Below are 16,662 nucleotides of genomic sequence, written 5' to 3' on the forward strand. Positions count from 1 at the left end.
CGGTAGACTCGACCCGTGACTGACGGGGTGGGGCGCGGGGTTCGACGGACCGGTGAAGACCGCGTCGTCACCCTCCCCAACGCGCTCAGCGTCTTCCGGATCCTCCTCGTCCCGGTCTTCCTGATCCTCCTCGTGCAGGGGCAGGACCTGTTGGCTCTCGCGACGCTCGCGTTCTCGGGCGTCACCGACCTCCTCGACGGGTGGATCGCGCGACGGTTCGACCAGATGACGAAGCTCGGTCGACAACTCGATCCGGCCGCCGATCGCCTCTACATCCTCGCAGCGTTGATCGGTCTCGCGGCCCGCGGACTCATCCCGTGGTGGTTGCTCATCGTTGTCTTCGCCCGCGACCTGCTGCTCGTCGGGCTCGCCGTCGTCCTGCACCGGTCCGGTACGGGCGTGCTCCCGGTCATCCGCGTGGGGAAGTGGGGCACGGCACTCCTGTTCATCGGGCTCCCGGTCCTCATGCTCGGTCAGGCGTTCCCAGCCGTCGCGATGATCGCGACGCCGCTCGGTTGGGTGTCGGTGATCGCCGGAGCGACGCTCTACTGGTGGGCCGGCATCCTCTACCTGCTGCAGACCGTGCGCATCTCGGGGGATGCCCGTTCGAAGCAGCGGGAACGGGCCCGATCCGACGGATCACCCTCGACCGGGCGGCTCGACAGTGACGCCACATCGGATACGCTTGACGGAGAGGAGGTCGACGGTGGCTGAGCACGATGAGAAGTATCCCGCGACCGGGGCGTACACGCCGGGAGCTGTCGATGACGGTGCCCCGACGAGCGGCTCGGGCGATCGGGAAGTCGACACGACACTCACCTTCGGTGAAGACCTCGGAGCGGCCCTCGCGGCGATCGACTCCGACGTCACCGCTGAGGAGCACGAGGCGATCGCGGCCCTGCCGTCCGGTTCAGCGCTGCTGATCGTCCGTCGTGGTCCGAACGCCGGTGCGCGGTTCCTCCTCGACGCCGACGTCACCACCGTCGGACGTCACCCCGAGGCCGACATCTTCCTCGACGACGTCACGGTGTCGCGTCGGCACACCGAGTTCCACCGTCACGGGACCGCGTTCGAGATCCGCGATCTCAACTCCCTGAACGGCACGTACTTCGACGGTGTCCGCATCGACAAGGCGATCCTGCGCGACGCCGCCGAGGTGCAGATCGGCAAGTTCCGCCTCACCTTCTACGCGTCGCGGATCGACCTCGCCTCCCAGCTGGGAAGCTAGTGGCGGCAGCCAGCGCGAACGCGCGAAGCGACGGTGCTCCGCTGCTGAGCATCGGGCAGGTCCTCGCACGCCTCACTCCGGAGTTCCCCGAGCTGAGCAATTCGAAGCTCCGGTTCCTCGAGGAGCAGGGGCTGGTGTCCCCGGCACGGACGAAGTCGGGGTACCGGAAGTTCTCGAGCGATGACCTCGAACGCCTGCGGCTGATCCTGTCGATGCAGCGAGACCACTACTTCCCCCTCAAGGTCATCCGCACCTACCTCGTCGAGGTCGACGCGGGACGGTCGCCGCTGTTCCCTGGCAGTGGGCAAGCCGTCGGCGCGCCGTCGATCCACCCCGGGGTCCGCAGATTCTCGCGGAACGAGCTGATCCGCGAAGCCGGCGCCACCCCGATGCTCTTCAACGACGCCGTGAGCGCGTCGCTGATCCTGCCTGCCGAGAACTACGGCGAGGACGTCGCGTGCCTCCTGCGGATCCTCGTGGAGCTGCAGCGCTCCGGCATCGAACCACGGCACCTCCGCGGGTTCCGCGCCTCGATCGAGCGCGAGGTCGGGCTCATCGAGAGCGCGTTGAGCGCCGTCGCCAAGCGGAACGACGCCGCCGGCCGGGCACGTACCGCCGACCGGGCACTGGAGATCGCCGCACAGCTCGAGGGTGTGCGGTCGAACCTCGTCCGCTCGGCACTCGAGCGACACCAATCCTCCTGATCGACCTCCCAGGGCGTAGACTGCCCTCATCCATCACGGCCAGGTCACAGTTCGATCACTCGTCACGACACGCCGTCCGTTTCGAACGGATGTCGCAGCGTTGACCGGGGCGGATCGGTAGCGTGGTGGGAGTGGTCAAGCCGGCTCGACGCCCCCGTCGAGACCGTACCGACCGTGCAGCGAACATCGAGGAGAAGCAGACATGAGTGAACTCAGTCGCGACGGGGCGTCACGGTACGGTGACCTCGGGCTGCTGTTCACCGACGGGCTTCCAGAACTCGAGGAGGGCCAGGGCTACCGCGGAGCGGTCGCCGCCCGTGCAGCCGGCATCAGCTACCGCCAGCTCGACTACTGGGCCCGGACGGGTCTGGTCGAGCCCACCGTCCGCGGTGCATCCGGATCCGGAACGCAGCGTCTCTACGGCTTCCGCGACATCCTCGTCCTCAAGCTCGTCAAGCGCCTGCTTGACACGGGCATCTCCCTGCAGCAGATCCGCACGGCAGTCGACCAGCTCCGCGAAGCGGGCATCGTCGACCTCGCCCAGACCACGCTCATGAGCGACGGCGCCAGTGTCTACCTCTGCACCTCGAACGACGAGGTCATCGACCTCGTCAGCCGCGGACAGGGCGTCTTCGGCATCGCCGTCGGCAAGGTGCTGCGCGAGGTGGAGTCCACGCTCATCGAGTTCGACGCACAGTCGGCCGACCCCATGGACGAGCTCGCAGCACGTCGCTCCGCTCGCAGCGCCTGACCCGAGCCGAAGGCGCCGGTCCCTGAGTCTGTCGAAGGGCTCACCGACGCGCGCCACACGTTCCCTGAGCGCGCATCCCGGGGTACTGGGTGCTCCTGCCGGTCCTGGAGCTCCGGCCGGTCCATGAGCGCGCCTGCCGGTCCCTGAGCCTGTCGAAGGGCGACCCGAGCGAGCGCCTGGTCCGTGAGCCGACCGAACGGTCTCGCCGCGACCTCAGCTGTCGGTGGAGGGTGCCTCGACGGCAGCGGGACTCGTGACGGCAGCCGGCTCCGGGGGAGCGCCGTCGGCGTACTCGCCGACGCGGCCCGTGCGCAACACGCGGTCGAGGAGCGAGTCGAAGTTCTTCGCCATCTCCTGCGCCGTGTCACCCGGCCACACGTGGACGGGCTTGGCGGCACCCTGAGCCTGCTGGAGTGACGTGCGCTCCAGCAGCTGCGGGTTGAGGATGAGGGGACCGAACATGTCGCGCAGTTCCTTGATGCGGAACTGGTGCTCCATCGACTGCGGACGCACCCGGTTGACGATGATGCCGAGCGGCTGCAGCCGGGGGCTCAGCCCACGACGGATCTCCTCGACGGCGCGGAGGGCGCGGTCGGCTGCGGAGACCGAGAACAGGCCCGGCTCCGTGACGACGGCGACGCGATCGCTCGCCGCCCAGGCGGTGCGGGTGAGCGCGTTGAGCGAGGGGGCGCTGTCGATGAGGACGAGGTCGTACTCCTCCTCGACGTGCGCGAGTGCCTCTTCCAGGCGCCAGATGTCGCGGATGCTGGGGTGCGGGCCGTCGAAGTTGATCGCAGACGGGCTGCCGATCATGACGTCCATCTTGCCCGGGTGGATCTTCGTCCAGCCGCTCGCCACGATCGCCTGCTCGACGATCTTCTTCTTCGGCGAGGTCAGCACATCCGTCACCGTGAGGTGCCCTGCGACGTCGACGGCCATGCCAGTCGAGACGTCGGATTGGGGGTCGAGATCCACGACCAGCGTGCGGATGTCCTTCGAGAACGCGGCGGAAGCCAGGCCAAGGGTGACGGTGGTCTTGCCGACGCCCCCCTTCAGGGAGCTAACGCTGAGTACATGCACAAGGCTCAACGTTACCGTGACTAGGCTAGGGAATCTCAACGTTTGCTGAGTTGGCTGTTGTGGGAAGGGTTCCATGTTCAGGAAGATTCTTGTCGCCAATCGCGGAGAGATCGCCATCCGGGCGTTCCGTGCCGCGTACGAGCTGGGGGCGAAGACGGTTGCGGTGTTCCCCTATGAGGACCGCAACTCGATGCATCGGCTGAAGGCCGATGAGGCTTACCAGATCGGCACGGAGGGTCATCCGGTGCGCGCCTACCTCGACGTCTCGGAGATCATCCGCGTCGCGAAGGAGTCGGGCGCCGACGCGATCTACCCCGGGTACGGCTTCCTCTCCGAGAATCCGGAACTGGCCGAGGCCGCTCGAGCCGCCGGCATCACCTTCATCGGTCCGCCGTCCTCCGTCCTGGAGATGGCCGGCAACAAGGTGACCGCGAAGGAGCACGCCATCGCGGCCGGGGTCCCGGTCCTGAAGTCCACGCCGGCCAGCCGCGACATCGAAGAGTTGCTCGCCGGTGCCGCCGACATCGGGTTCCCGATCTTCGCGAAGGCGGTCGCCGGTGGTGGTGGACGAGGCATGCGCCGCGTCGACAACGCCGAGGACCTCCGCGGCGCCCTCGAGGCCGCCATGCGTGAGGCGGACAGCGCCTTCGGCGACCCGACGATGTTCCTCGAGCAGGCCGTCGTCCGCCCCCGGCACATCGAGGTCCAGATCCTGGCGAGCGCCGACGGCGAGACCATCCACCTCTTCGAGCGCGACTGCTCGGTGCAGCGCCGGCACCAGAAGGTCGTCGAGATCGCGCCGGCCCCGAACCTCGACGAGGACACTCGTCAGGCCATGTACCGCGATGCCATCGCGTTCGCCAAGTCGATCGGCTACGTCAACGCCGGGACGGTCGAGTTCCTCCTCGACACCGCGGGGGAGCGGGCCGGACAGCACGTGTTCATCGAGATGAACCCGCGTATCCAGGTCGAGCACACCGTGACCGAGGAGGTCACCGACGTCGACCTCGTCCAGTCGCAGATGCGCATCGCCGCCGGCGAGTCGCTCGGCGACCTCGGCCTCACGCAGGAGTCCCTGCACCTCCGCGGCTTCGCGCTCCAGTGCCGCATCACCACCGAGGACCCCACGGCTGGCTTCCGTCCAGACACCGGGAAGATCACGACCTACCGCTCTCCGGGCGGCGGCGGCATCCGACTCGACGGCGGCACGGTCGCCTCCGGTGCACAGATCAGTCCCCACTTCGACTCGATGCTCGCGAAGCTCACCTGCCGTGGGCGCACCTTCGAGGCGGCCGTCACGCGAGCCAAGCGCGCCCTCGCCGAGTTCCGCATCCGCGGCGTCTCCACGAACATCCCCTTCCTGCAGGCGGTCCTCGAGGACGCCTCGTTCGTGGCCGGCGACCTCAGCACCTCCTTCATCGACGAGCGTCCGCAGCTCCTGCGCGGGCACGTCTCGAAGGACCGCGGGACGAAGATCGTCAACTGGCTCGCCGACGTCACGGTCAACCAGCCCAACGGGTCGCGTCCGTCCGGCGCGGACCCGGTCGACAAGCTGCCCGCGATCGACATCACCACCGACGCCCCGGCCGGCTCGCGTCAGCGACTGCTCGAGCTCGGCCCGAAGGGCTTCGCTGACGCCCTCCGCGCTCAGACCGCCCTCGCCGTGACCGAGACCACCTTCCGCGACGCCCACCAGTCGCTCTTGGCCACGCGCGTCCGGACGAAGGACCTCCTGGCGGTCGCACCGTTCGTCTCCCGGCTCACCCCCGAACTGCTGTCCGTCGAGGCCTGGGGTGGCGCGACGTACGACGTGGCCCTCCGCTTCCTCGGTGAGGAGCCGTGGGAGCGACTGGCCTCGCTGCGGCAGGCGATGCCGAACATCGCGATCCAGATGCTGCTGCGCGGCCGGAACACCGTCGGCTACACGCCGTATCCCACGGAGGTGACGAACGCCTTCGTGCGGGAGGCCGCCGACACCGGGATCGACATCTTCCGGATCTTCGACGCCCTCAACGACGTGTCGCAGATGCGCCCCGCCATCGATGCGGTCCTGGAGACGGGGACGACCGTCGCGGAGGTCGCCGTCTGCTACACCGGTGACCTGCTGAACCCGGCCGAGGACCTCTACACCCTCGACTACTACCTCCGTCTCGCCGAGAAGATCGTCGAGTCCGGTGCCCACGTGCTCGCCATCAAGGACATGGCGGGGCTCCTCCGTCCGTCCGCGGCGGCCAAGCTCGTCGCGGCGTTCCGCGAGCGGTTCGACCTGCCGGTCCACGTGCACACGCACGACACCCCCGGTGGACAGTTGGCGACCCTCCTCGCGGCGAGCAACGCGGGCGCCGACGCCGTCGATGTCGCGAGCGCGCCGATGGCCGGCACGACGAGTCAGCCGTCCGCGTCCTCGCTGGTCGCCGCGCTGGCCCACACGGAGCGCGACACCGGCATCTCCCTGCAGGGGATCGCCGACCTCGAGCCCTACTGGGAGGCCGTCCGCGCGATGTACCGGCCGTTCGAGTCAGGACTCGCGGGCCCGACCGGTCGCGTGTACACGCACGAGATCCCGGGCGGTCAGCTGTCGAACCTCCGCCAGCAGGCGATCGCCCTGGGACTCGCAGACCACTTCGAGCTCATCGAGGACATGTACGCGGCCTCCAACAAGATCCTCGGTCGGGTGCCCAAGGTGACCCCGTCGAGCAAGGTCGTCGGCGACCTCGCGCTCCACCTCGCCGCCGTCAAGGCGGACCCGGCCGACTTCGAGGCCAACCCCGACAAGTACGACGTCCCGGACTCCGTCGTGGGGTTCATGGCGGGCGAACTCGGGGAACTCCCGGGCGGATGGCCAGAGCCGTTCCGCTCGAAGGTCCTCGCCGGTCGTTCGGTCGACATCGGGATCACGCCGATCTCCGCTGAAGATCAGGCCTCGCTCGACGGCGAGTCCGCCGAGCGCCGCTCGACCCTCAACCGGTTGTTGTTCCCGGCGCCGACCAAGCAGTTCGAGCAGCAGCGCGACCTGTACGGCGACCTCTCCGTCGTCGACACCGCCGACTACCTGTACGGCCTCGAGCCGGGCATGGAGCACGTCGTCGAGATCGACAAGGGCGTCCGGCTGTTCGTCGGGCTCGAAGCGATCGGTGCGGCCGACGAGAAGGGCATGCGCACCGTCATGGCGACCCTCAACGGTCAGTTGCGACCGGTGTTCGTCCGCGACCGCAGCATCGAGGTCGACTCCCGCGCGGCCGAGAAGGCCGACACCTCCGTCCCCGGCCAGGTGGCCGCGCCGTTCTCCGGCGTCGTGACCGTCAAGGTCGCCGTCGGCGACCGCGTCGAGGCGGGCCAGCCGGTCGCCTCGATCGAGGCCATGAAGATGGAGGCGGCGATCACGACCGCCGTCGCCGGCATCGTCGAGCGCCTCGCCATCCCGGCGACCCAGCAGGTCGAGGCGGGCGACCTGCTCGTCGTCGTGAAGCCGAGCGCCTGACCCTCCCGAGACCGGCCGCGCCCCTCCTCGAGGCGACGCGGCCGGTCTCCGCGTCCACCACACCTGTCCCGCCCGGAAGGATCCGACCCGTGACGACACGACCCATCAGACACTTCGGTGACCCGGTCCTGAAGGCTCCGACGGCCGAGGTCGTCACGATCGACGACGACATCCGCAGCCTCGTCCGCGATCTCGTGGACAGCGTGGAGCTCCCCGGTCGTGCCGGCGTCGCCGCCACGCAGATCGGCGTCGGACTCCGCGTGTTCAGCTACAACGTCGACGGCGTCATCGGGTACCTCATCAACCCGAAGCTCGTCGAGGTGCGCGGTGAACTCGAGGAGATCGGCGAGGGCTGCCTGTCGGTGCCCGGGCTCTGGTTCCCGACGCCGCGCCATCCCTACGCGCGTGCCGTCGGCATCGACCTCGACGGGCAGGAGCTCGTCGTCGAGGGTGAAGGACTCCTCGCCCAGGCGCTGCAGCACGAGACCGACCACCTCGACGGCATGCTCTACCTCGACCGACTGTCGAAGGAGCACCGCCGCGAGGCGATGAAGCAGGTCCGCGAGAGCGACTGGTTCTAGACGCCGGTCGACGGGCCCGGCGGTCGTCGACCGACCGCGAAGCCCGTCGAGGCGCTACTTCAGGGACATCCCCTGGGTCTCGGGCGAACCCGCTCCGAGGTACATGCCCTCGATCGTCTCCGCGAAGTCCTTGAGGATCACGTTCCGCTTGATGCTGAGCTTCGGCGTGAGGTGACCGCTCGCCTCCGTGAGCTCGTCGTCGAGGATGACGAACTTGCGGATCGACTCCGCGCGGGACACCTTGGTGTTGGCCTCGTCGATGGCGCGCTGGACGGCGGCGAGCACTGCGGGGTTCCGAGCAGCCTCGGCGGCGCTCATCGACGCGTCCTGGCCGTTGTTGGCGAGCCATGACGGCAGCATCTCGGTGTCGAGCGTGATGAGGGCGCTGATGAACGGCTTCTGATCGCCGACGACGACGACCTGTCCGACGACCGGGGTCGCACGGATCGGGTCCTCGAGCGCCGCCGGGGCGACGTTCTTCCCGCCGGCGGTGACGATGATCTCCTTCTTCCGCCCGGTGATCGTGAGGAAGCCGTCGGCGTCGAAGGACCCGATGTCGCCGGTGCGGAACCAGCCGTCGTCGAAGGCCTCCGCCGTGGCCTCGGGGTTCTGCCAGTACTCCTTGAAGACGTTGATCCCGCGCACCTCGACCTCGCCGTCGTCGGCGATGCGGAGCGAAACGCCGGGGAGTGCCGGTCCGACCGTCCCGATCTTCGACTTCTGGGCGAGGTTGACCGTTGCAGGCGCGGTGGTCTCGGTGAGGCCGTAGCCCTCGAGGATCACGATGCCGAGCGCGTGGAAGAAGTGACCGAGTCGCGGACCGAGTGGGGCGCTCCCGGAGACCGCGTACCGCACCCGGCCGCCCATGGCCGTGCGGATCTTCGACAGCACGAGGCGGTCGAGGACCCGGAACTTCACCTTCAGGCCGAACGGGACGGAACCGCTCTCCAGGGCCTTCGAGTAGGCGATCCCGGTCTCGGCGGCCGCACGGAAGATCTTGCCCTTGCCGCCGGCCTCGGCCTTCTGTTCGGAGGAGTTGTAGACCTTCTCGAAGACCCGGGGGACCGCGAGGAGGAACGTCGGCTTGAAGGTGCCGAGCGAGGGGAGCAGCTGCTTCGTGTCCGGCTGGTGGCCTGTCTTCACGCCGGAGTGCACGCACAGCACGGCGATGAAGCGCGCGAAGATGTGCGCCGTCGTGATGAAGAGGAGGGTGGAGGCGCCGGGAGCGGACACGACGTCCTTGAGTGCGACGGCCGAGTTCCGCGACAATTCGACGAAGTTCGAGTGGGTGAGGACGCAGCCCTTCGGCCGGCCGGTCGAGCCGGAGGTGTAGATGAGGGTCGCCATGTCGGAACCCACCGCGAGGTTGCGGCGGCGTTCGATCTCCTCGTCGGGGACGTCGACGCCGCCGGCCGCGATCTTGTCGAGGTCTCCGAGGTCGATCTGCCAGACCCGTTCCACATCGGGGAGGTCGCCGTGCACCTCGTCGAAGCGGGCGAACTGGTCGGGCGTCTCGACCAGCACGCTCGTCGCTCCCGAGTCGCTGAGGATCCACTGCACCTGGCTCGGCGAGCTGGTCTCGTAGATCGGGACGAGGAGTGCTCCGGCGAACCACACGGCGAAGTCGATGAGGGTCCACTCGTACCGGGTCTTGCACATGAGCCCGATCTTGTCGCCGGGTTCGATCCCCGCGGCGACGAGCCCCTTCGCCAGGGCGACGACCTGGGCGTGGAACTCGGCGGTGGTCACGTCCACCCACTCCGACCCGCGGGGAACGGCGAACAGTGCGGCGTCGGGCGCAGCAGCCAGGCGCTTCACGAGCAGATCGGTCGCATTGGCGGATGGGTCTGCTGCGACGACTGCAGGGACGTCGAACTGTTCCACGGCAACTCCTTCGGTACCAGGTCGGCAAGATGTGGCTCCATCCTAGAGCACGGGTGTTTGCGCGGTTTCTGTGGCACGCAGACGCTCAGTAGACTCGACTGCGGCGCGCGGGCGACCGACTCGACTGACGGTCGGTCACACGCCGCTGCCGGTATCGGCGACATCAGGACAGGGAGACGGCACCGTTATGGCAAACGCGATCGGCATCGACATCGGCGGGACGAAGATCGCGGGCGGGGTCGTCGACGACGACGGCCGGATCCTCGCGGCCGGGCGCACGCCGACGCAGGCCTCCGATCCCGACGCCATCATCGACGACGTCGTCGCCATGGTCCGGTCCTTGGACGACGGCAGCATCTCGAGCGTCGGCGTCGCAGCCCCAGGGTTCTTCGACGCCACGCGCTCGACCGTCTACTACTCGCCGAACATCGCCTGGCGGAACGAGCCCCTGCAGGCCCGGCTGGCCGCGCGGTTGCCCGACAAGGTCGTGACGATCGAGAACGACGCGAACGCCGCGGGTTGGGCCGAGTTCCGGTTCGGCGCGGGGCGCGAGGAACGCAGCATGGTCATGGTGACGATCGGCACGGGTGTCGGCGGAGCGATCGTCCTCGACGACCGGCTCCTCACCGGTGGCTTCGGCAGCGGTGCGGAACTGGGACACATGCGCCTCATCCCGGACGGTCTGCCCTGCGGCTGCGGCGCGCGTGGCTGCGTCGAGCAGTACTGCTCGGGGAACGCGTTGCTCCGACTCGCGAACGAGGCAGCGGACGCCGGTGGCGACGGTGCCGCCCTCGCCCGAGCCCGGGTGGCGGCCGGCGGGCTGCTGAACGGACACCACGTCTCCGCCCTGCTCGAGTCCGGTGATCCCGGCGCCCTCCGGTGCCTCAACGAGCTCGCCGATCTGCTGGGGCAGGCCCTCGCGAGCATGTCGGCCATCCTCGACCCCAACATCTTCGTGATCGGCGGCGGCGTCGCCCAGGCCGGCGACCTCCTCCTGGACCCCGTTCGTGAGGCGTTCCTGACGCACCTCCCGGCGCGCGGGTTCCACCCGGAGCCGTCCTTCAGCATCGCGCAGCTCGTGAACGACGCCGGGGTCATCGGCGCCGGCGATCTCGCCAGGAGCGCCCTCGTCCTCGGCTGACGACGACGGCAAGACGGAGGAGCACGATGTTCTACTGGTTCATGAAGTACCTGGTCGCCGGCCCGATCCTGAAGTCGATCTTCCGGCCGTGGGTGATCGGCGCCGAGAACATCCCGGAGCACGGCGGCGCGATCATCGCCAGCAACCACCTGTCCTTCATCGACTCGGTGATCCTCCCGCTGTGCGTCGATCGGCGGATCTCCTTCCTGGCCAAGAGCGAGTACTTCCGCGGCAAGGGCTTCGGCGGCTGGGCCACGAAGACCTTCATGCTCGGCACGGGGCAACTCCCGATCGACCGGTCGGGAGGCAAGGCCTCCGAAGCCTCGCTCAACACCGGACTCGCGGTCCTCGGCGGCGGTCATCTGCTCGGGATCTACCCGGAAGGCACGCGCAGTCCCGACGGGACGATGTACCGAGGCCGCACGGGGTCGCGCGGATGGTGCTCGAGGCCGGGGTCCCCATCGTCCCCGTCGCGATGATCGACACCGAGAAGGTCATGCCCATCGGCACGAAGCTGCCCCGGATCCGTCGGATCGGGATCGTCATCGGCAAGCCGCTCGACTTCTCGCGGTTCGAGGGCATGGAGGGGGACCGCTTCATCCTCCGCAGCGTCACGGACGAGTTGATGGTCGAGCTCCGCAAGCTCTCGGGCCAGGACTATCGCGACGTCTACGCCACGAGCGTCAAGGAGCGCGCCGCGTCGGCGTGACGCTAAGCTGAAAAACCGGGCCGCGATCGCGGTCCGTTCCCCCTTCCGGGCGGGCTCCGGAGCGCGTCCGGTCGAAGAGAAACAGGAAATCCGTGTCCCACGCTACAGAACCAGTCGTCATGGCCGAACCCTCGGTGATCGCCGGACTGGACTATTGGCGTGAGCTGCCGATCAAGCAGCAGCCGTCATGGCCGGACCAGGCCGCGGTGGCGCGTGCCTCCGCCGAACTCGCGACGCTCCCTCCGCTCGTCTTCGCCGGCGAGGTCGACATCCTGCGCGACCGGTTGGCTCGGGCGGCGAGCGGCAATGCGTTCCTGCTCCAGGGCGGCGACTGCGCGGAGACCTTCGCCGGTGCGACGGCGGAGCAGATCCGCAACCGTGTGAAGACGGTCCTGCAGATGGCCGTCGTGCTCACGTACGGTGCGTCGATGCCGGTCGTCAAGATGGGCCGGATGGCCGGGCAGTTCGCCAAGCCGCGCTCCAACGACTCCGAGACGCGGGGCGACGTCACCCTGCCCGCCTACCGCGGCGACATCGTCAACGGCTACGACTTCACCCCGGAGTCGCGCACGGCCGACCCCGCTCGGCTCGTCAAGGGTTACCACACCTCCGCATCGACGCTGAACCTCATCCGGGCGTTCACCCAGGGCGGGTTCGCCGACCTCCGCGAGGTCCACAGCTGGAACAAGGGGTTCGCCGCCAACCCGGTGAACCACCGGTACGAGGGACTGGCGCGCGACATCGATCGTGCGATCAAGTTCATGGAGGCGGCCGGAGCCGACTTCGACCAGCTGCGCGGTGTGGAGTTCTACTCGAGCCACGAGGCGCTGCTCATGGACTACGAGCGACCGATGACGCGGATCGACTCGCGGACCGGGACGCCGTACAACACCTCGGCCCACTTCGTGTGGATCGGTGAGCGGACCCGTGAGCTCGACGGCGCGCACGTGGACTTCCTGTCGCGCGTGCGCAACCCGATCGGCGTGAAGCTCGGCCCCACCACCTCGGCCGACGACATGCTGCGTCTCATCGACAAGCTCGACCCCGAGCGCGAGCCCGGGCGCCTGACGTTCATCACCCGGATGGGTGCGGGCAAGATCAGGGACGCCCTGCCGCCGCTGCTCGAGGCGATCAAGGGCGCCGACGCGACGCCGCTCTGGGTCACCGATCCGATGCACGGCAACGGGCTCACGACGCCCACCGGCTACAAGACGCGTCGCTTCGACGACGTCGTGGACGAGGTCAAGGGGTTCTTCGAAGCCCACCGCGCCGTGGGGACGCACCCGGGCGGCATCCACGTCGAGCTCACCGGCGACGACGTCACCGAGTGCCTCGGTGGCTCCGAGCAGATCGACGAAGCGACCCTGGCGACGCGGTACGAGTCGCTGTGCGATCCGCGCCTCAACCACATGCAGTCGCTCGAGCTCGCCTTCCTCGTGGCGGAGGAGCTCGCCGCCGCGAAGTAGGTCTCACACGACGAAGCGCCCATGCCGGGTCCGGCATGGGCGCTTCGTCGTCTGGCGGCTGCGTGGGTGGATCGCGCTTCGCCGTGGCTACAGACCGAAGTCGGTGATGTTGACGGTTGAGCCCTTCTTGACGGACTTGCCCGCCGGGGGATCGGTCTTCTTCACCTTGAAGATGTCGCGGAAGGCCTCGGCTACGGCGATGTCACCCACGGTGAAACCCGCGTCCTGCAGCGTCGTGATGGCCTGGTTGATCGTCTGGCCGGTGGTGTCCGGGACGGCGACCAACTCGACGCCCTTCGACACGATCAGCGTGACGTCGTCGCCCGGGATGAACGCCGTCTCGTTCCCGTCGGCATCGGTCTTGGCCTGGATGCCGATGACCTGCCCCGCGGGGATCGTGTCGTCGAACGCCTCGTCCGAGGCACCCACGCCGAGCCCGACGGATTCGAGGGCGTCGCGCGCCTGGTCCGGCGTCATCCCCGAGACCGAGGGCACCTGTCCGGCCGAGACGAGCAACGTCACCGTGGAGCCCTGGAAGGACGGTCCGCCCTGGCTGTAGTCGGCGCCCGAGGTCGCGTCGGTCGCCGCGAGCACGATGTCCTTCGCAATGCTCGGGTCGAATTGCTGGTTCACGGTGCCGACGGCGACGCCGAGCGCGGCCAACTGCTGTTCGGCGTCGGATTGTGCGAGCCCGGCGAGGACCGGGATGTCCACCGGCTGCGGTCCCTGCGAGACGAGGACCGTGACGGAGCTTCCCTTGTCGATCTTCGAGCCGGACGGCGGATCGCTGCCGGCGACCGTGCCGGCCGGGACGGTGAGGCTGAACGTCGCGCCTTCGACGGGCACGAAGCCCAGCTCCACGAGTTTGGCGGACGCCTGGTCGAAACTCCCGTCGGCGACGTTCGGGACCTCGACGAGCGAGCCGGGGCCCTGGCCGAAGTACCATCCGGTTCCACCGGCGAGCGCGGCGAGCATGAGGACGATCGTGAACAGCGCGACGCCCACGCGGCTGCGCTTGCGGGCCTTCGTGGCGAGCTTGCCCGGACCGTCCGTCGCGTCGGCGCGCACCGGGACCTGCTGCGGTTTGGTGTTGCGGCCGATGACCTGGGTGACGTCGTCGGCGTGCTCGCTCGAGTAGGAGGCCGGCATGACGATCGTGGGCTGCGCCCCGGTGGCGACCGAGGTGAACCCGAGACTGGACTCGATGGAGCGCAGGCGCTCGAGCATCTCGCCGGCGTTCGACGGACGATCGTCCGGTTCGCGCTCAGTCGCCCAGAAGACGAGGTCGTCGAGTTCCTTCGGGACGGCGGGGTTCTTGGCGCTCGGCGCCGGGACCGACTCGTTGGCGTGCTGGTAGGCGATCTGCATCGGCTGCTCGCCCTTGTAGGGCTGTTCGCCGGTGAGCATCTCGTAGAGCATGATCCCGAGCGCGTAGATGTCGCTCCGCGCGTCGGCCTGTCCACGGGTGACGAGTTCGGGGGAGAGGTAGGCGATCGTCCCGAGGAGTGCCTGGCCGGTGGCCGTGTTCGCGCTCGCGGCTCTCGCGAGGCCGAAGTCGCCGATCTTGATGCGTCCGTCGTCGGCGAGGAGGACGTTCTCCGGCTTGACGTCGCGGTGGACGATGCCGGCGCGGTGCGCGGCGGCGAGGCCGGACAGCACGGCGTCGAGGATGTCGGCGGCCTGCCGCGGGGTCAGTGTGCCGTTGTCGCGGATGAGGTCGCGGAGGGTGATGCCCGGCAGGTGCTCCATGACGAGGTACGCCATGTCGGAGTCCTGGCCCTGGTCGAACACGCTGACGACATGCGGGTTCGCGAGCCGGGCGGCGGAGCGCGCCTCCTGGATGAATCGGTTCTTGAACGTCGTGTCGTCCGAGAGGTGGCCGTGCATGACCTTGATCGCGACGCGCCGTTCCAGCCGGAGGTCCGTGGCGAGGTAGACCGTCGCCATGCCGCCACGGGCGATGCGTGAGCGCACCTGATATCTCCCGTCGAGGAGACGGCCGATCATCGGATCGGTCTGCTGGTTGCTACTCACCAGTCGAGTGTATGGAACGTCGAGCGCGAAGAGCTGTCAACACCCCGGGAGGGCGGCGAGGTGCCTGGATCGTTACCCGAACGCGATCCGACGGCGCCGAGCGGAGCGCGGTCGTGGCAGACTGCTGTGCGTGACTGAGCAGAATTCCGAACTCGTGTGGTTCACCCTTCCCGATCTGGCGACCGAACTCGGGCTGCCGATCCGCCGCATCCGCCAGTACCTCGAGGAGCGCGACCTCCTCGCCGTCCGACGTGACGGCGTGCTGCAGGTGCCGTCGTCGTTCATCGCGGACGGCGGGCCGGTGCACAACCTGCGCGGCACGCTCACGCTGCTGTCCGACAACGGCTTCGACGATGAGGCCGCAATGGTCTGGATGCTCGAGGACGACGACGCGATCGGGACCTCGCCGATCCAAGCCCTCCGCGAGGGACGTCGTTCCGAGGTGCGCCGGGTGGCTCAGGCGCTCGCCTGATCCCGCGCCATCCGAGCCGGACGGCTCAGGTCTCGCGGCGTGCGACCGCGACCGCGAGGCCGCGCAGGTGGGCCCGGGCGTCGTCGTTGATCGGAGCCTCGCCCAATGCGGAGAGCGCCCGTGCGACGTGGTCCTGGATGAGCTTCTCCACCTGGTCGACGGCCCCGCTGTCGCGGATGGTCGCCTGGAGCAGGCCGATCTGGTCGTCGTCGAGTTCAGGATCCCCGAGCAGCTCGTCGAGGATGGCGCGCGCGCCCGGCTGGAGGGCCTCCCTCGTGAGCGCGATGAGGATGGTTCGCTTCCCTTCGCGGAGGTCGTCGCCACTCGGCTTACCGGTCACGGCGGGATCGCCGTAGACGCCGAGGAGGTCGTCGCGCAGCTGGAAGGCGATGCCGAGGGGGAGGCCGTACCCGCGGAGCGACGCGAGCTGCTGCTCGTTCCCGCCGCCGAGGAGCGCCCCGAGCGCGAGCGGGGACTCGATGCTGTACTTGGCCGATTTGAAGATCAGGACGCGCTCGGCCCGGCGGCGCTGTTCGTCGTCGGCGGCGTCGCGCCAGGCGCGCTCCTCGAGGATGTCGAGGTACTGGCCGGCCGTGACCTCGGTCCGCATCCGGTTGAACTCGGCCCGCGCTGCGCGAGCGGCGGTGCGGTCGTCCAGCTGGTCGAGTCCGTCGTCGAGGAGTTCGTCGCTCCAGCCGAGGAGCAGGTCGCCGAGGAGTGTGGCGGCTCCGGTGCCGAAGGTGTTCGGGTCGCCGTCCCATCGGCTGCGACGGTGCAACTCCGCGAAGGAGACGTGAGCCGACGGTGCACCCCGGCGGGTGTCGGAGTTGTCGATGATGTCGTCGTGGACGAGCGCCGCGGCGTGGAACAGCTCGAGTGCTCCACAAGTCGCGATGACGGTCTCGAGGCCGCCCTGGCCGCTGGCGTGCCTCCCGGTCGAGACGGCCTGCCAGCCCCGGAAGCAGAACTGTGCTCGGAACCGCTTCCCACCGCTGAGAAATTCCCGGGAGAAGTCGAGGAACGGGGAGAGCTCCGGGCCGATCTGCGCGACAATGGAGCTTCGCGAGGAGAGAAAGTCGGAGAGCCCGCGGCCCACCAGGGTGGCGAGTTCATTGCTTTCGATCACGCACC

13 protein-coding genes and 1 pseudogene are annotated in these 16,662 nt (G+C 68.8%); 10 read left to right on the plus strand and 4 right to left on the minus strand.

Annotation, left to right across the window (positions count from 1 at the left end):
- The first annotated feature begins 15 nt into the window (after positions 1-15).
- From ACQ3HE_RS00535 to ACQ3HE_RS00550, 4 genes are all read left to right on the plus strand, one after another.
- Positions 16-714 (plus strand): CDP-alcohol phosphatidyltransferase family protein, encoded by a 699-nt coding sequence (locus ACQ3HE_RS00535; protein WP_430890866.1) that lies wholly within the window; start codon positions 16-18, stop codon positions 712-714.
- Positions 707-1,228 (plus strand): FHA domain-containing protein, encoded by a 522-nt coding sequence (locus tag ACQ3HE_RS00540; protein ID WP_086473205.1) that lies wholly within the window; start codon positions 707-709, stop codon positions 1,226-1,228. The genes ACQ3HE_RS00535 and ACQ3HE_RS00540 overlap by 8 nt, the downstream gene beginning before the upstream one ends.
- Complete coding sequence (gene ftsR, locus ACQ3HE_RS00545) at positions 1,228-1,932, plus strand: transcriptional regulator FtsR (protein WP_430890868.1); 705 nt, start codon at positions 1,228-1,230, stop codon at positions 1,930-1,932. The genes ACQ3HE_RS00540 and ftsR overlap by 1 nt, the downstream gene beginning before the upstream one ends.
- A gap of 202 nt (positions 1,933-2,134) precedes the next feature.
- Entirely contained in the window at positions 2,135-2,683 is a 549-nt protein-coding gene (locus ACQ3HE_RS00550) for a MerR family transcriptional regulator (RefSeq protein WP_064297014.1), read from the plus strand.
- Between the two features lie 213 nt (positions 2,684-2,896).
- On the opposite strand, the gene ACQ3HE_RS00555 is transcribed toward ACQ3HE_RS00550, so the two are convergent.
- Positions 2,897-3,763, minus strand: coding sequence for a ParA family protein (locus ACQ3HE_RS00555; RefSeq protein ID WP_079002579.1), 867 nt, complete (start codon positions 3,761-3,763; stop codon positions 2,897-2,899).
- 73 nt (positions 3,764-3,836) lie between these two features.
- On the opposite strand from ACQ3HE_RS00555, the gene ACQ3HE_RS00560 reads away from it, so the two are divergent.
- On the plus strand, positions 3,837-7,244 hold the full coding sequence (locus tag ACQ3HE_RS00560) for a pyruvate carboxylase (protein ID WP_079706023.1): 3,408 nt from the start codon (positions 3,837-3,839) through the stop codon (positions 7,242-7,244).
- Between the two features lie 89 nt (positions 7,245-7,333).
- Entirely contained in the window at positions 7,334-7,825 is a 492-nt protein-coding gene (locus ACQ3HE_RS00565) for a peptide deformylase (protein WP_064297012.1), read from the plus strand.
- Positions 7,826-7,879: 54 nt separating this feature from the next.
- On the opposite strand, the gene ACQ3HE_RS00570 is transcribed toward ACQ3HE_RS00565, so the two are convergent.
- Positions 7,880-9,709, minus strand: coding sequence for an AMP-dependent synthetase/ligase (locus ACQ3HE_RS00570; RefSeq protein ID WP_430890870.1), 1,830 nt, complete (start codon positions 9,707-9,709; stop codon positions 7,880-7,882).
- Positions 9,710-9,896: 187 nt separating this feature from the next.
- Here ACQ3HE_RS00570 and ACQ3HE_RS00575 point away from each other — a divergent pair, with 187 nt between their 5' ends.
- The 3 genes and pseudogenes from ACQ3HE_RS00575 to ACQ3HE_RS00585 all read left to right on the plus strand — a co-directional run bounded on the left by ACQ3HE_RS00575 (position 9,897) and on the right by ACQ3HE_RS00585 (position 13,025).
- Positions 9,897-10,850 (plus strand): ROK family glucokinase, encoded by a 954-nt coding sequence (locus ACQ3HE_RS00575; protein ID WP_079706022.1) that lies wholly within the window; start codon positions 9,897-9,899, stop codon positions 10,848-10,850.
- Between the two features lie 26 nt (positions 10,851-10,876).
- Positions 10,877-11,559, plus strand: a pseudogene (locus ACQ3HE_RS00580) (lysophospholipid acyltransferase family protein).
- Between the two features lie 119 nt (positions 11,560-11,678).
- On the plus strand, positions 11,679-13,025 hold the full coding sequence (locus ACQ3HE_RS00585; protein WP_430890872.1) for a class II 3-deoxy-7-phosphoheptulonate synthase: 1,347 nt from the start codon (positions 11,679-11,681) through the stop codon (positions 13,023-13,025).
- 87 nt (positions 13,026-13,112) lie between these two features.
- On the opposite strand, the gene pknB is transcribed toward ACQ3HE_RS00585, so the two are convergent.
- Entirely contained in the window at positions 13,113-15,059 is a 1,947-nt protein-coding gene (pknB, locus tag ACQ3HE_RS00590; protein ID WP_430890874.1) for a Stk1 family PASTA domain-containing Ser/Thr kinase, read from the minus strand.
- Positions 15,060-15,189: 130 nt separating this feature from the next.
- On the opposite strand from pknB, the gene ACQ3HE_RS00595 reads away from it, so the two are divergent.
- Positions 15,190-15,531 (plus strand): Rv2175c family DNA-binding protein, encoded by a 342-nt coding sequence (locus ACQ3HE_RS00595; protein WP_064297006.1) that lies wholly within the window; start codon positions 15,190-15,192, stop codon positions 15,529-15,531.
- A 25-nt stretch (positions 15,532-15,556) separates the two neighbouring features.
- Here the strand turns inward: ACQ3HE_RS00595 and ACQ3HE_RS00600 are convergent, their stop codons facing one another.
- Positions 15,557-16,657 (minus strand): polyprenyl synthetase family protein, encoded by a 1,101-nt coding sequence (locus ACQ3HE_RS00600; RefSeq protein ID WP_430890876.1) that lies wholly within the window; start codon positions 16,655-16,657, stop codon positions 15,557-15,559.
- Positions 16,658-16,662 lie beyond the last annotated feature (5 nt).

Origin of the sequence: Plantibacter auratus (assembly GCF_050587365.1) — a bacterium.
In the GTDB taxonomy this organism is placed as follows: Bacteria; Actinomycetota; Actinomycetes; order Actinomycetales; family Microbacteriaceae; genus Plantibacter; species Plantibacter auratus.